Below are 15,660 nucleotides of genomic sequence, written 5' to 3' on the forward strand. Positions count from 1 at the left end.
ATTATAGGAATGAACACCTTACGAAAAGCCACACGGCAGCAGCTGTTTCTGCCCATCGTGTGCGTCATCCTGGTGCTGGCCGTCAATATGTTCTATGACGCAGCCCGTGGCGCAGGCATCTTCAACTTCTTTCACATCTATATTCAGAACGACCTGCTGCAGGGCCGTCTGATTAACATTCTCAACCGCGGCAGTGAGGTGGCCATCCTGGCCATCGGCATGACCCTGGTGGTGTCGGCCTCCTCCGGTACCGATATTTCCGTGGGCTCGGTCATGAGCCTCTGCGCTTCCTTCTGCTGCATGCTCATCGCCGGTTTCGGCGTGTCCAGCGTGGAGAGCGCCGACCAGTTTGCCATGCCCATCGTGGTGGGCCTCATCGGCGCCCTGGCTATGGGCGTTCTGTGCGGCATCTTCAATGGTTCCCTGGTGGCCTATCTGGGCATTCAGCCCATGGTGGCGACGCTGATCCTCTGGTCCGCCGCCCGCGCCATCGGCCTGCTGCTGTGCAACAACCTGATCGTCTATATCCGCGTGCCGGAGTTCGGCATCTACGGCGGCTACATCGGCTGCGTGCCCACGCCCATCATCATTGCCGCCGCCTGTGTGCTGGTGGTGTCCCTGGTGCTGAAAAAGACGGCCATGGGCCTGTACATCCAGTCTGTAGGCATCAACAAGAAGGCCAGCCGCATTGCCGGTCTGAATTCCCGCAAGATCATCTTCATCTGCTACCTGCTCTGCGGCCTCTGCGCCGGTATTGCCGGTATCGTGGCCTCCAGCCGTATCACCAGCGCCGACTCCAACAACATCGGCCTGAACATGGAACTGGATGCCATTCTGGCCGTGGCCCTGGGCGGCAACAGCCTGGGCGGCGGTAAGTTCAACCTGGCCGGCTCCATCATCGGCGCCTACACCATCCAGGCCATCACCACCACCATGTATAACCTGGGCGTGTCCACAGAGGTTACCCCTGTGTTCAAGGCCATCATCGTCATTCTCATCGTCGCCATCCAGGCGCCCCCCGTCAAGGCCTGGTTCAAGAAGCACAGCGCAGCCAAGGCTGCCAAGAAGGAGGTGGCCCGCGTATGAAAGCGCCCGCCAATGCCATCAAGCGCCGCAGCGGTTCCATCAACGGTCATACCCTGCTGATGCTCATTACCATTGTTCTCTTTATCCTGCTCTACGCCGGCGGCTGCATCGCCTACGCCGACAAAAACTTCACCCGTGTGCAGACCTTCCTCAACATCCTGCGTTCCAGCGCGGGTCTGATCTGTGTCACCTGCGGCATGACCTGCGTCATGCTCACCGGCGGCATCGACATCTCCGTGGGCTCTCTGATCGCCCTGGACTGCATGATTCTGGCGATGGGTATGGGCGACTGGGGTTTCAGCGCCGTCACCTCCATGGCCCTTGTTCTGGTGCTGGGCGTTGTCTTCGGCCTGTTCCAGGGCTTCTGTGTGGGCTATTTGCAGATTCAGCCCTTTATCGTCACCATGGCCGGTATGTTCTTTGCCCGAGGCATGACCGCGGTCATCTCCACCGATCAGCTGTCCATCACCGCCGAGAGCAGCCAGTGGTTCTATGATCTGGCCAACTACCGTATCTACCTGCCCTTCGGCGGCTATGTAAACAAGGCCGGTAAAATGGTCATGCCCTACATCGGCTGGGGCGTCGTGGTGGCCTTTGTGGTCCTCATTGCCATTTTCCTGATCCTGCGGTATACTCGCTTCGGACGCTCCCTATACGCGGTGGGCGGCAACGAGCAGTCCGCGGCCATGATGGGTCTGAACGTCAAGAAGACCAAGATGATGGCCTATGTGCTGGCCTCCTTCCTGTGCTCCATCGGCGGCATCTGCTACGCCATGAACACCATGTCGGCCAATGTCAACCAGGCCACAGGTCTGGAAATGGACGCCATTTCCTCCTGCGTCATCGGCGGCACCCTGCTGACCGGCGGTGTGGGCAACGTGCTGGGCTCTCTCTTCGGCGTGCTCATCAACGGCACCATCTCCAGCATCGTGCAGACCAACGGCAAGCTGGCCAGCTCCTGGCCCAACATTCTCACTGCCATTCTGCTGTGCTTCTTCATCGTCCTGCAGAGCGTCTTTGCCATCCTGAAGGATCGGAAGAAATAATCTAGGAGGATTATCATGCAAGTGCAAGAACTCATCGCCAACGGCGGCGCGTATCTGGGTCTGGAGCTGGGCTCCACCCGTATCAAGGCCGTGCTCATCGATAACGACCACCAGGTGGTGGCCACCGGCAGCTACGGCTGGGAAAACCGCTATGAGGGCGGCTACTGGACTTACCATCTGGAGGATGTGTGGGCCGGTATCCAGGCGGCTTATACGGAACTGGCCGCCGATGTGAAAAAGCAGTACGGCGTCACCCTGACCAAGCTGGCCGGTATGGGATTCTCCGCCATGATGCACGGCTATCTGCCCTTTGACAAGGACGGCGCCCTGCTGGCTCCCTTCCGCACCTGGCGCAATACCACCACCGGCCCTGCCGCTGAGGCGCTGAGCAGCCGGTTCCACTTCAATATTCCCCAGCGCTGGAGCATCGCCCATCTGTATCAGGCCATGCTCAATGGGGAGGAGCATGTAGGCTCCATCGACTTCCTGACCACTCTGGCCGGTTACGTCCACTGGAAGCTCAGCGGCAAGCGTGTCCTGGGCGTGGGCGATGCCAGCGGCATGTTCCCCATTGACAGCACCACCGGCGACTATGACGAAACCATGGTGCAGAGCTTTGATGCCCTGGCCGCCGAGGGTGGCTACGGCTGGAAGCTGCGCAATCTGCTGCCGCAGGTCCTGTCCGCCGGTGAAGATGCCGGCTGTCTGACGGAGGAGGGCGCCAAGCTGCTGGACGTCAGCGGCAACCTCCAGGCCGGAATCCCCATGTGTCCCCCCGAAGGCGATGCCGGAACCGGCATGGCCGCCACCAACGCCGTGGCCGAGCGCACCGGCAACGTGTCCGCCGGTACCTCCATCTTTGCCATGATCGTTTTGGAAAAGGCCCTGTCCAAGGTCTATCCCGAGATCGACATGGTCACCACCCCCGACGGCAAGCCCGTGGCCATGGTCCACTGCAACAACTGCACCAACGAGATTAACGCCTGGGCCAAGCTGTTTGCCCAGTTCCAGGAGGCCATGGGCCAGACGGTGGATATGAACAAGCTGTTCACCACCATGTTTGAGTCCGCCCTCCAGGGCGACGCCAACGGCGGCGGTCTGGTGCTGTACAACTACCTGTCCGGCGAACCCATCACCGGCCTGGAGGAAGGCCGTCCCCTGTTTGTCCGCGGCCCCGAGAGCGAGTTCAGCTTTGCCAACCTGATGCGTACCCAGCTGTATTCTGCGCTGGCGACGTTGAAGCTGGGCATGGATATTCTGAGCGGGGAGCAGGTGGCCGTGGACCGTCTGCTGGGTCACGGCGGCTTCTTCAAGACCCCCGTTGTCGGCCAGCGCATGATGGCCGCCGCGGCCAACGCCGCCGTCTCCGTCATGGAGACCGCCGGTGAGGGCGGCCCCTGGGGCATGGCGGTCCTGGCAGCCTACGCCGGACGCAAGAGCCAGGGTCAGACCCTGGACAACTATCTGGACACCTGTGTGTTTGCAGGTCAGAAGGTTACCACCGTAGAGCCCCAGGCCGAGGATCTGGCCGGCTTCATCGCCTTTATGGAGCGCTACCGCGCCAATTTGTCCGTGGAGCGGGCAGCGGTGGAACACTATACAATCTGAAATCTGAGCAAAAGCGATATTGCAAAGGAGCAAATTCCCCATGAAAAATTACGAGTTTTGGTTTGTTGTCGGCAGTCAGTTCCTGTACGGCCCCGAGGTCCTGGAGACCGTGGCCAAGCGTGCCGCCGAGATGGTTGAGAAGATGAACGCTTCCGGCAAGCTGCCCTACAAGCTGGTCTATAAGGTCACCGCCAAGACCAACCAGGAGATTGCCGAGGTGGTCCGCGAGGCCAACTACGACAAGAACTGCGCCGGTATCATCACCTGGTGCCACACCTTCTCCCCCTCCAAGATGTGGATTAACGGCTTTGTGAACCTGCAAAAGCCCTATTGCCACTTCGCCACCCAGTACAACCGGGAGATTCCCAACGACGAGATCGACATGGACTTCATGAACCTGAACCAGGCCGCCCACGGCGACCGGGAGCACGGCTTCATTGCCGCCCGTCTGCGGATGCCCCGCAAGGTCATCGCCGGTTACTGGCAGGATGATGACGTCCAGGAGCGTCTGGGCAGCTGGATGCGTGCCGCTGTGGGCGTGGCCTTCTCCAAGGAGCTGAAGGTCATGCGCTTCGGCGACAACATGCGGGAAGTCGCCGTCACCGAGGGCGACAAGGTCGAGGTCCAGGCCAAGCTGGGCTGGCGGGTCAACACCTGGCCTGTGGGCAAGCTGGTGGAGACCATGAACGCCGTCACCGAGGCTGAGATTGACGAACTCATGGAGACTTACAAGAAGTCCTATGACATTGCCACCGACAACATCGACTCCATCCGCTACCAGGCCCGCGAGGAAATCGCCATGAAGAAGATGCTGGACGCCGAGGGCTGCATGGCCTACTCCAACACCTTCCAGGACCTGTACGGCATGCGTCAGCTGCCCGGTCTGGCTTCCCAGCACCTGATGGCGCAGGGCTACGGCTACGGCGGCGAGGGCGACTGGAAGGTTTCCGCCATGACCGCCATCATGAAGGCCATGGGCGAGAACGGCAACGGCGCTTCCGCTTTCATGGAGGATTACACCTACCATCTGGAGAAGGGCAACGAGTACAGCCTGGGCGCCCACATGCTGGAGGTCTGCCCCTCTGTGGCCGCTGACCGTCCCCGCATCGAGGTCCATCCCCTGGGCATCGGCGACCGGGAAGACCCGGCCCGTCTGGTGTTCGAGGGCAAGCCGGGCGACGCCATTGTCGTCAGCCTCATCGACATGGGCGGCCGTCTGCGCCTGATCTGCCAGGATATCCACTGTGTCAAGCCCATTATGCCCATGCCCAACCTGCCCGTGGCCCGGGTCATGTGGAAGGCGGAGCCCAACCTGACCACCGGCGTCGAGTGCTGGATCACCGCCGGCGGCGCCCACCACACGGTCCTCAGCTACGACGTCACCGCCGAGCAGATGAAGGACTGGGCCACCATGATGGACATTGAATTTGTTCACATCACCAAGGATACCACTGTGGAGTCCCTGGAGCACGAGCTGTTCCTCAACGACCTGGCCTGGAAATTGAAATAATCTCTGAATACTGCTACAATGGGCCTGTTATCAAGCAGGCCCATTGTTATCGCAATGTGTGTGTATGGAATTGGAGGATAAAAGTATGTTGGAAGCACTGAAAGAACAAGTCTGTAAGGCCAATCTGGAGCTGCCCAAGCATGGCCTGGTCACCTTCACCTGGGGCAACGTCTCCGGCGTGGACCGGGAGCAGGGGCTCATGGTCATCAAGCCCTCCGGCGTCAGCTATGAGAATATGACCGCCGAGGATATGGTCGTGGTCCGCCTCAGCGACGGCGCTGTGGTGGAGGGCAAGTGGAAGCCCTCCAGCGACACCGACACCCATCTGGCCCTGTACAATGCCTTCCCGGCCCTGGGCGGCATCGTCCATACCCACAGCCGTTGGGCAACTTCTTTTGCCCAGGCCGGTAAGGGCGTTCCCGCCTTCGGCACCACCCAGGGCGACTATTTCTATGGAGAGATTCCCTGCACCCGGAAGATGACCCCCGAGGAGATCGGCGGCAAGTATGAGCTGGAGACCGGCAACGTCATCATTGAAACGTTCAACAGCCGCAAGATTGACCCGGCCCAGGTGCCTGCCGTTCTCGTCTATAGCCACGGTCCCTTTGCCTGGGGCAAGGACGCCATGGACGCCGTCCATAACGCCGTGGTCCTGGAGGAGGTCTCTTTCATGGCGTTCCACGCCATGGCTTTGACCCCCGGCCTGTCTCCCATGCAGCAGGAGCTGCTGGACAAGCACTATCTGAGAAAGCACGGACCCGGTGCCTACTACGGCCAGGGCTGAGGAGGAACGGCTATGGAACGCAAGGCTTTTGGCATTCTGCCCGACGGCCGGACCGTGGAGGAATTGACCATCCACGGCGGCGGCCTGACGGCCTCCATTCTCACCTGGGGCGGCATCCTGCGGACCCTGTGGGTACCCACCAAGGACGGCTCCACGGTGGACGTGTTTCTGGGTATGGACACGGTGGGGGACTACTTGCAGCAGGATAAATACCTGGGCGCCCTCATCGGCCGCTATGCCAACCGCATCGGCGGGGCCAGCTTCGACCTGGGCGGTAAGATTTATCCCCTGGCGGCCAACGACGGCCCCAACAGCCTCCACGGTGGCCCCGGCGGTTTTGACCGGCAGATGTGGACCGTGGAGAACCAGACCGAGGATTCTGTAACTCTGACCCTGGAAAGCCCCGATGGCCAGGAGGGCTACCCCGGAAACTTGAGTGTCCGGGTGGTGTATCTGCTGGATGGCGACGGCCTGCATATCCGCTATGAGGCAACCACCGACGGCGATACCATTTGTAATCTGACCAACCACGCCTATTTCAATCTGAGCGGCCACAGCAGCGGCCCGGTGACGGATCAGGAGATTCAGATTTTTGCCGACCGCTATACGCCCACGTTGCCAGGCTCCATTCCCACCGGTGAGATTGCCCCGGTGGACGGCACGCCCATGGACCTGCGGGTGTCCCAGCCCATGGGACTTCATGCCGACGACGACTTTGCCCAGCTGAAACTGGCCGGCGGCTATGACCACAACTGGGTCATCAACGGCCACGACGGAACGCTGCGTCCGGCGGCCCGGGCCGTGAGCCATGAGACCGGTGTGGTCCTGGAGACTCGGACCACGCTGCCGGGTATCCAGTTCTACGGCGGCAACTACCTGGACCATTGCCCCCGCGGCAAGGGCGGCGCACCTTATGCCGCCCGCTGGGGTTTCTGCCTGGAGACCCAGTTCTTCCCCGACAGCCCCAACCATGCCAACTTCCCCAGCGCCGTTTTGAAGGCCGGGGAGACGTACCGCAGTGAGACGGTCTACCGCTTCTCTGTAGAATAACGTATGATAAAAAATCAACGCCCCGACGGCAGTCGGGGCGTTGTGCGTTTTTCAGATGCGGATCAGCTCATACTGATCGGTACCCAGGCCGATTTTCACGCCGTGGTCGATCTGGCCCCGCCAGTTGGTGTTGGGGTGGCTGGCCGTGAACACATCTTCAATAGACGGGTCGCCGTGGTCGTCGATCCAGGTGTTTTGCAGTCTCGGCTGAGCCAGCACCGCATCGCAGCAGGCTTTGTCGATGGCCACCGGGTCAAAGCTGGCGAACATGCCCACATCCGGTACAATGGGGGCGTCGTTTTCCGCGTGACAGTCGCAGTTGGGGGACACGCTGTTGACCAGAGTGATGTGGAAGTGCGGACGGCCGTCCACCACAGCCTTGGTATACTCGGCAATTTTGCCGTCGAGAATCTCGCACGTTTCGTCGTGGGGCGACACAATGGCGTCCACGGGACAGACGCCGATGCAGCGGCCACAGCCCACGCACTTGTCGTGGTCAATGAACATCTTGCCGTTGTCCTGGAGCTGCGGAGCGTCGTGGGCGCAGATCTTCTGGCAGCTGCCGCAGCCCACACAGTCGTCGGTGGTGTTGGGCTTGCCGGCGTTGTGCATGGCCATCTTGCCGGCCCGGCTGCCGCAGCCCATGCCCAGGTTCTTCATGGCGCCGCCGAAGCCCGTCATCTCATGGCCCTTGAAGTGGTTCAGAGAGATGACAATGTCGGCATCCATAACGGCCCGGCCAATGCGGGCGGTCTGCAAATACTGGCCGCCTACAATGGGAACCTCCACATCGTCGGTGCCCTTGAGACCGTCGCCGATGATGACGGGACATCCGGTGGTGATGGTGTTGAAGCCGTTCATCTCCGCCGCCATCATGTGGTCCACGGCATTTTTCCGGCCGCCCACATACAGGGTGTTGCAGTCCGTCAAAAAGGGCTTGCCGCCCAGGTCCTGGATGAACTCCGCAACAGCCCGCACATAGTTGGGCCGCACATAGGCCAGGTTGCCCGGCTCACCGAAGTGCAGCTTGATGGCCACATACTGATTGGTGAAGTCGATGGTGTCCATACCGGCCGTGGCCAGGAGGCGCTTGAGCTTTTGCAGCAGATTCTCATCGCTGCTGGTGCGGAAATCCGTAAAATATACCTTGGCTTTTTCCATGGGAATAACCCCTCCGTATTATAAAGAATCGATACTACTATGGTAGCCAAAAAAAGTGGCGTTGTCAACGGAAACGGCGGAGGACCAGCCTCCGCCGCGTATCATATATCTTACATTTTTCCGCTGCGCACCGCCACCAGCTGTGCCGCGATGGACAGGGCCACTTCCTCCGGCGTCTCGCCGCCGATGGGCAGGCCAATGGGGGACCACACCCGGGCAATGTCCGTATCGGTAAAGCCCTGCTCCCGCAGCAGCTTGTTGGTCATGGCGATCTTGCTGCGGCTGCCGATGCAGCCGATATACCGGGCGGGAGTCTTGAGGACCTGGGAGAGAATTTCCCGGTCGCTCTGGTGGCCTGGCGTCATGACCACCACATAGTCCTCTTCCGTGATGGTCACCCGTTCCAGCACTCGGTTATAGTTGCCGATGTAAAGTTTGGCCGCCTGCGCAAAGGCCGGAGCTTCCACGGCGTGGGGGCGGCTGTCATAGACCACCGTACGGAAATGGACCGTATGCAGCAGGGGCACCAGCGCCTGGGCCACATGGCCGCCGCCAAAGACGTACACCGTACCGGGGATCGTCAGGGGTTCGCTGTACAGGGTGGGGGTCAAAACCGACTGGGGCGCCAGCAGGGGCTCCACAGGACCGTCCAGGGAAAGAAATTTCAATTCCCCGTCCTCATAGAGCCCCATGGCCGGAGCGTCCAGCCGCGTCAGCAGCCACGCCTTGCCGCCGGCGTCCAGACGGGCGCACACGGCATCCAGCAAAGGCAAGCTCTCGCTGCCCATGGGCTGGAAATATACCGTCACCTTGCCGCCGCAGACCATACCCAGGTCCGTCTTGTCGTGGTTGCTCAGATCAAAGTGGTACTGTCCCGTTTCCTCGCCCCGGAGGAAGCCCCGGGCGATCTCTGTGGCGCGGAATTCCACCGCGCCGCCGCCGATGGTGCCCACGGTGCTGCCGTCGTCAAAGACGGCCATTTTTGCCCCGGCTCCACGGGGCGTGGAGCCGCTGCTGGCAATGATACTGCACAGGACCGCCTGGTCTCCGGCGGCCACCCGGTCCCGCAGGGTGTGAAACATCTGCTGCATATGGTTACCCCTCCAGTTTTCCGATGGAATTGGCCACCAGGGCCTCATACTGCTCCGTGGTCAGATCGCAGTGGTAGAACAGGTCGAAATATTTCGTCACTTCCTCCTGCAAATTGTAGTCGATATCGTCGGGATACAGCACCGCGCCCATCCACAAAAGGCCCAGGTACCGCTGGACCGAGGGCGGGAAGCCCATCCAGTTGTAGGGACCCATGGGGGCCTCGTAATACCGGCCCGTCTGAATGGCTGTCATCTGGGCGTAGCCGTCGTTCTCCGCCACCGTGTCATAGATGCTGTCGGGGGCAAAGAGCAGAACTTCCGGATTCCACACCAGAAGCTGCTCCATGGAGACCTCGTTGCCGGTGCCCTTGGAAGAGGGGGATTCCACCACGGCCACATTGTTGGTCATCAGGTCCAGCAGCTCCGCGTGGTAGGAGCCCTGGGCAATGACATTGAGGCCCTGGCTGCCGGTGACGTACAGCACGTCCACCTTGTCCACGGAGGCGGCCAGCGCTTCGGCACGGGCGTAGGTGTCCTCACAGTAGGCGGCCAGAACCTCGGCCTCGTCGGCCCGGTTCAGCAGCTTGCCCAGCTGGCGGTAGGCGTCGCCCATGGTCTTGGTGGTGGCGGAGATGTGGACAAAGGGAACGCCGGTCTGCTCCTGCAACGTGTCCAGGTCCTCCACCACCGTGCCCTTGGGCTCGCCCACGTCAATGACCACCTCCGCGCCGCTGGCCAGCAGCGCTTCACCGTTCATGGCCTCCTGACCGCCGTACAGCTGGCCCAGCAGGGGCAGATTATAGTATTCCGTATCCAGGAATTGGGCGGCGCTGTCGTCCCACTCGTTGGCAATGCCCACCAGCAGATCAGGGCACAGGGCGAACAGTACGATCTGGGCCATGGGGCCGGAGACGGCCACCTTGGTGATGTTGGCCGGGACCGTCACCGTGCGGCCAACGCTGTCGGTAAACTCCACCGTCCCGGCGGCATCGTCGGCGGGAGCGGTGGTCTCTGCCGTGGTGGGGGCGGTCTCCTCCGTAGCGGCGTCCTGGGACGGGGTCTCCGGCTGCTCTGCTGCCGGGGCGGCACAGCCGCTCAGAAGCAGCAGGGCCAGAAACAGGGAAAGAATGCGTTTTTTCATGGGGTTCCTCCAATCTCCGGAATGTCCGGTGCGTGCAATATGGTGATGACATAGGTGGTGGGAGAGGGGTAATACAGGGGAAAGGTATCGTCCTCCCGCCGCTCCAGCCGGGGCAGCACCGTCTCCACCGTCACGGTGGACGTGTCGCCGCTGCGGTCGTAGATACGGAAAAACAGCACCGCATCGTCGAGACTGCGGAAGGGCTGGCCCTTATCCACAGTCACCTCTGTCTGGGAATAGGGGATGGAAAGGGCGTCCAACCGCTCGATCAGCCGCCCCGGCGACAACCGGCGGCGGCCGCCGCCCAGACTGAAGGCATGGTTTTGCGTGGCCTTCTGGACCACGGCAACCTTGCCGCGGCACTGACGGCGGGCCGCTGCTAAAATCTCATCGGGCTGTCCAAAGGAACAGAACACCATGGCCCCATAGGGCGTGTCCGTCCGACGGGACAGAATATCCGTGTGTAAAATTTCCGGTTGGTCACCCTGACGCCGCCGTTCCAAGGCCGCCAGGGCGTCCGATGACAGATCAGCGGCGACGACGCGGGAAAACTGTTTCGTCAAGGCCAGGGACAGACCGCCCACGCCGCATCCGGCGTCGCAGATCTCGTCTCCCGGTATCAGCTGACGCAGAGCGGTGGCCAGAGTATCCGTCGCGCCGTTGTAGTCCTCGGCGTCCACCATAAAGCGGATCATGTCCGGTGTCCAGCGGAACATGGACCGGCGCACCGGAGCAATGAGCACACCGTCGTCGGTGTCCAGGAACCGGGCCGGGACGCCGTACAGCTGCCGCAGCAGAGCCGGGGTCACCGCCTCCCGGGGCGGGCCGTCGGCCACAATGCGGCCCCCGTCCAAAGCCACAACGCGGCTGGCATACAGCATGGCCTGCTGGGGGTTGTGGCAGGAAAGTAGGATGGTATAGCCTTGCCAGGATAAGGAGGCGATCTGCTCCAGCACCCGGACCTGATTGCCGAAATCCAGCGCTGAAGTGGGTTCGTCAAGAATCAGGATTTTGGCCTCCTGGGCCAGGGCGCGGGCCAGCAGGACCAACTGCTGTTCGCCGCCGGAGAGCTGGGAAAAGTTCCGTCCTGCCGCGTCCTCCATATGGAGCTTGGACAGGGCCTCCATGGCCAGCTGCCGTTCCCTGCGGCCCGGCGCGGCAAAGGCGCCCAGGCGGTGGTTGGTCCCCATGAGCACTACATCCAGCACGGTGTAGGCAAAGGCCGGGTGGTGGGCCTGGGGGATGTAGGCAATGCGTTCCGCCCGCTGCCGGGGGGACCAGGAAGCAAGGTCCTGGCCGTCCAGCGTCACCCGGCCCGTGTAGCCGTCCAGCAGACCCAGGAGACAGCGGAACAGCGTTGTTTTGCCGGCGCCGTTGGCGCCCAGCAGAAAAATCAGCTCGCCGGGACCGGCAGACAGGTTGACACCGTCGAGAATGCGGCGGTCGCCGTAGGAAAAAGAGATGGATTCCAGATTCAGCATACGTCGTCCCTCCCGCCCCGCAGCAGCAGTACCAGGAAAAAGGGCGCGCCCAGCACTGCCGTCAGAATACCGATGGGAATTTCGACTGCCAGCAGATTTCTCGAAAGGTCGTCCACCAGCAGCAGAAACAGCGCTCCGGCCACCATGGACGCGGGCAGCAGGGCCCGGAAGTTGCTGCCCACCAGACGGCGGCACAGATGGGGCATGACCAGACCCACCCAGCCGATCATACCGCTGACGGCGATGGAAGCGGCGGTCATCAGGGTGGCGCAGAGGACCACCAGCAGCCGCAGCCGCCCCGGATGGACGCCCAACGCTCTGGCTTCCTCCTCCCCCAAAGTCAGCAGATTGATTTTCCACCGCAGCAGCACCAGAGGAATCATCCCCAGGGCCATGACGGGGGCAATGCGCCACACTTCGTTCGTGGTGGTGCCGTTGAGACTGCCCAGGAGCCAGTACGTGATGGCCGGCAATTGATTGTTGGGGTCCGCCACCAGTTTTACATAGGAGGTGCCGGCGCTGCACAGGGAACTGATGACCATGCCGCAGAGGACCAGATTGAGAATCCGGCTGCCGGGAGCCCGGCGGCCCACGGCGTAGACCAAAGCCACAGTGCCAATGGCGCAGAGAAAGGACACCAATGTGATAGCGTTATGGGTCAATCCCAGAAGAATGGCAATGGCTGCGCCCATAGCCGCGCCGGAGGACGCGCCCAGGACGTCCGGCGACGCCATGGGATTTTGAAAGACACCCTGATAGGCAGCGCCCGCCCCGGAGAGACAGGTGCCCACCAGACAGGCCATGAGAATCCGAGGCAGCCGCAGATTCCAGATGGAGGTGACCATATTGGCGTCCCAGGTGGGCTCCCAGTGAAAAATGGGGTCCGTCAGAATTTTGTAGGACCGGACCATCCCCACGCCGTAGCGGCCCAGGGCAATGGACAGAAAGACCAGGGCCAGCAGCAGCGCCCACAGGAGAATCAGAACGCGGAGTTGACGTTTCATGGAGTCACCGCCTTGTCCAGCAGCCGGATCAGGTGGCCGGGCAGACCGTCGCGGCTGGCTTCCGTCACCGATAACAGCAGGGCATTGCGACCGGCGAATTGGCCCCAGAAAGGGCAGTCGGCCCGCTGGCGTACCACCGCCAACACCAGAGGACTTCGGTCCATCAAGGCCAGGACGGCGGCGGTAAAGGCGGGGGAGCGGGCCTCCAGAAACCCCAGCTCATCCAGCAGCGTCACCACACCGGGACGCAGTTCCGCCGCCGCCTGGTCAAAGGCGTGGGGAACGGCTGCCGCGCCCTGTTCCGTCCGGCGGGCCACGGTCCGCTCGGTGCCGTCGTGGAGCAGCCGCAGCCGCAGTTCATCCCCCGCCCATCGGGTGGTAAAACCGCCCAGGGACAGGGGACGAGCCGCCAGGGCTTTCGTCAATACGGTGGTTTTGCCCACCTGTACGGGGCCGGTCAATAGGAGTTCCAATCACTCACCGCCTGTTCAATCGTGATACTGAATTGAGAATAACACAGGGGACAGGCGGTGTCAACCAAACAAAAATGCAGGGTTTTGTTCGTCAAAAAACTGCCAAACGGATGTGACAGAGCAGCAAGGGAAGTGTGTGGGGGACAAAACTCCCGCGCATTAACTGCAGAACACCGAAAATTCAACTTTTTTCAGTTGAATTTCCACCACAACTTGTAAAAACACCTGTTTGACAAGCTGAAACGGGAGCGCCGCAGCGCTCCCGTTTCAGGATTTTTTCAGAAGCCGGATATCGTTTCCGGCGAAGAGCAGCAGCTCATAGGTCCCCAGGAGCCGGGAGGCGATCTGGGGTGTGTAGCGCTGGCGGATTTCGGTGGTGGTCAGATTGGTGGAGATGATGGTGGGCCGTCCGGCCATGAGCCGCCCGTTGACCAGGCTGTAGAGGGCCGACAGGGTGAACTGGGTGGTCATCTCCGTGCCCAAATCATCGAGTATCAGCAGATCACAGTGCAGATACTTGGCGGTTCCATGGCCGCCGCCGCCGAATTTCTCCGCTTCAAAATCGGAGAACACCTGTCCCGCCGTCTCATAGACCACGGCATACCCGCCGTCGGCCACGGTGCGGGCAATGGCGGCGGAGAGAAACGTCTTGCCCAGTCCCGTGCCGCCGGACAGCAGCAGGGACGGCGACTGCACCGAAAATTCCGCCGCATAGCGGCGGCATCGCTCGTAGACATGGCGCATGACAGCCCGGGGGGAGTAACCGCCCAGGTTGGCATCCTCCGTATCGGGGTACAGATCGAGACGAAAGGCGTCGAACCGCTCATTGCCGCTGAGCAGACTGGACAGCTCCTTTTTCTGCTCCTGACGGCACAACTCCGCCAGACATTCACACATGCGCTCGCCCACATATCCGGTGCCGCCGCAGACAGCGCAGATGGGCTCGGCCTTCAGATCGGCCTCGTCGATACCCTCGGATTCCAGAATCCACGCCCGTTCCCGCTGAAGCTCCAGATTGGCCTTGCGCATCTGTTCCACGGTCTGTGTGGGGTCCTCGCCCCGCCGGAACGCCGCCGTCATGACCTGGGCCACCGTGGCGCGGAGCTGCCGGTCGATTTCCCGCAGACGGGGATGGGCGTCGTAGATGGCGGAAATGCGCCGGTCGTTCTCCTGGTCCCGGTTGGCCCGTGCCGCCGCCAGACGGGCTCTGGCCCGGCGCAGCACCTGATCGGAATAGGGCATAGTGGTTCCACCTCCATGTTACTGATTCAACAGCCGCCGCAGGGCGTCCTGCTCCAGAGACCCCAGAGGCCCCTGTCCGGCGCTGCCCGCCGGGGGACGGCGGTTGTTGTTCGGATAGGCGGTCTGCTGGCTCCGCTGGTCGCCGCCTTCCACCTCCTGGACCGTGTGCAGACCCTTCTCATGCCAGGATTTCAGAATGGAATTGCAGTAGGGCCACTTCATGGCTCCGGTGTTGAGACACGTCTTTTCGTAGGCCATGGCGATGACGTCGTCGCCGAAGCCCCAGTCCAGCCACTGACGGATGTACTGTTCCTCGGCCCGGGTCAGCCGCCGGTCGCCCAGCTGGAGACGCTGCTGGACCCGCGCCACCACCGTCTGCTTTTGCAGCTGGGTCTGCATATAAAAGGCTGCGTCCTCCAAAGTATCAATGCCCTGGTCGGCCCAGTAGTAGGCCTCCTTTTCAATGGTCCGCAGAGATGGAGCACGGACCAGGCCGCGGGCCCGGCTGCGCTGGATGCAATATGTAATCAGAATCCCGATGACCTCCGTGGGCAGGCCCAGGTAGTCGTGAAGGGACAAAAGAATTTTCAATTCTTCCGTGGACAAAACCCGCCCCAGCCGCCGTTGGGCCTCGCCGACCAGCAGACTGAAGCTGTTGCCCCGTTCCGTGGCCCGCAGGACGTCGGCCTCTGTGTATACCGGCGGCTGATCCCGGACGATGGGCCGTTGCCGGGGGTCCTCCAACAGGCCCAGCTGCCGCAGAGAGGCCATGGCCCCGTCCACCCGATGGGCGGGCCAGCGGAGGGCTTCGGCGGCGGCGGCCGGGTCCGCGCCGCTGCGGAGATACAGGTACAGCAGCGCCCCGTCTCCGGAGCCTGCGCCCAACAGGCGGCGCACCTCCGAGAGAGGCAGGGACAGGACAGGTTCATTCATGGCGCTCGGCTCCTTTCCGACAAAATGGGCGAAATTTCGTATCATAGATT

14 protein-coding genes are annotated in these 15,660 nt (G+C 61.9%); 6 read left to right on the forward strand and 8 right to left on the reverse strand.

The genetic code is table 11. The features are described from left to right. The first annotated feature begins 9 nt into the window (after window positions 1-9). The 6 genes from ACTQ33_RS03240 (at window position 10) to ACTQ33_RS03265 (ending at window position 7,084) form a co-directional block, all read left to right on the forward strand. The gene (locus ACTQ33_RS03240; RefSeq protein WP_441462137.1) at window positions 10-1,086 is read left to right on the forward strand and encodes an ABC transporter permease; all 1,077 of its coding nucleotides are present in this window, start codon (window positions 10-12) and stop codon (window positions 1,084-1,086) included. Then, window positions 1,083-2,132 carry an ABC transporter permease subunit gene (locus tag ACTQ33_RS03245; RefSeq protein ID WP_441462139.1) on the forward strand — a complete coding sequence of 350 codons (1,050 nt, stop codon included), beginning with the start codon at window positions 1,083-1,085 and terminating at the stop codon, window positions 2,130-2,132. Before ACTQ33_RS03240 ends, ACTQ33_RS03245 begins: the two co-directional genes overlap by 4 nt. Window positions 2,133-2,147: 15 nt before the next feature. Next, entirely contained in the window at window positions 2,148-3,740 is a 1,593-nt protein-coding gene (locus ACTQ33_RS03250; RefSeq protein ID WP_441462141.1) for a xylulokinase, read from the forward strand. A 40-nt stretch (window positions 3,741-3,780) separates the two neighbouring features. Then, window positions 3,781-5,250, forward strand: coding sequence for an L-arabinose isomerase (gene araA / locus ACTQ33_RS03255; protein WP_441462143.1), 1,470 nt, complete (start codon window positions 3,781-3,783; stop codon window positions 5,248-5,250). Between the two features lie 85 nt (window positions 5,251-5,335). Continuing rightward, window positions 5,336-6,034: an L-ribulose-5-phosphate 4-epimerase gene (gene araD, locus ACTQ33_RS03260; RefSeq protein ID WP_441462145.1), complete on the forward strand. Its 699-nt coding sequence runs from the start codon at window positions 5,336-5,338 to the stop codon at window positions 6,032-6,034. A gap of 12 nt (window positions 6,035-6,046) precedes the next feature. Further along, window positions 6,047-7,084 (forward strand): aldose epimerase family protein, encoded by a 1,038-nt coding sequence (locus ACTQ33_RS03265; RefSeq protein WP_441462147.1) that lies wholly within the window; start codon window positions 6,047-6,049, stop codon window positions 7,082-7,084. 51 nt (window positions 7,085-7,135) lie between these two features. Here ACTQ33_RS03265 and ACTQ33_RS03270 read toward each other — a convergent pair whose 3' ends face one another. From ACTQ33_RS03270 to ACTQ33_RS03305, 8 genes are all read right to left on the reverse strand, one after another. Next, window positions 7,136-8,245 (reverse strand): DUF362 domain-containing protein, encoded by a 1,110-nt coding sequence (locus ACTQ33_RS03270; protein WP_441462149.1) that lies wholly within the window; start codon window positions 8,243-8,245, stop codon window positions 7,136-7,138. Between the two features lie 110 nt (window positions 8,246-8,355). Then, a complete protein-coding gene (locus ACTQ33_RS03275) occupies window positions 8,356-9,336 on the reverse strand; it encodes an XdhC family protein (protein ID WP_441462150.1) in 981 nt (326 codons plus the stop codon). A gap of 4 nt (window positions 9,337-9,340) precedes the next feature. Continuing rightward, window positions 9,341-10,477, reverse strand: coding sequence for an ABC transporter substrate-binding protein (locus ACTQ33_RS03280; RefSeq protein ID WP_441462152.1), 1,137 nt, complete (start codon window positions 10,475-10,477; stop codon window positions 9,341-9,343). Further along, entirely contained in the window at window positions 10,474-11,958 is a 1,485-nt protein-coding gene (locus ACTQ33_RS03285; protein WP_441462154.1) for an ATP-binding cassette domain-containing protein, read from the reverse strand. Before ACTQ33_RS03285 ends, ACTQ33_RS03280 begins: the two co-directional genes overlap by 4 nt. After that, the gene (locus ACTQ33_RS03290) at window positions 11,952-12,962 is read right to left on the reverse strand and encodes a FecCD family ABC transporter permease (protein ID WP_441462156.1); all 1,011 of its coding nucleotides are present in this window, start codon (window positions 12,960-12,962) and stop codon (window positions 11,952-11,954) included. The genes ACTQ33_RS03285 and ACTQ33_RS03290 overlap by 7 nt, the downstream gene beginning before the upstream one ends. Further along, on the reverse strand, window positions 12,959-13,435 hold the full coding sequence (locus ACTQ33_RS03295) for a nucleoside-triphosphatase (RefSeq protein WP_441462158.1): 477 nt from the start codon (window positions 13,433-13,435) through the stop codon (window positions 12,959-12,961). The genes ACTQ33_RS03290 and ACTQ33_RS03295 overlap by 4 nt, the downstream gene beginning before the upstream one ends. 267 nt (window positions 13,436-13,702) lie before the next feature. After that, complete coding sequence (locus tag ACTQ33_RS03300; protein ID WP_441462160.1) at window positions 13,703-14,677, reverse strand: ATP-binding protein; 975 nt, start codon at window positions 14,675-14,677, stop codon at window positions 13,703-13,705. 18 nt (window positions 14,678-14,695) lie between these two features. Next, window positions 14,696-15,610 (reverse strand): DnaD domain protein, encoded by a 915-nt coding sequence (locus ACTQ33_RS03305; protein WP_441462162.1) that lies wholly within the window; start codon window positions 15,608-15,610, stop codon window positions 14,696-14,698. Between the last annotated feature and the right edge of the window lie 50 nt (window positions 15,611-15,660).

Source organism: Candidatus Avoscillospira sp. LCP25S3_F1 (assembly GCF_052117125.1).
Taxonomy (GTDB): Bacteria; Bacillota; Clostridia; order Oscillospirales; family Oscillospiraceae; genus Avoscillospira_A.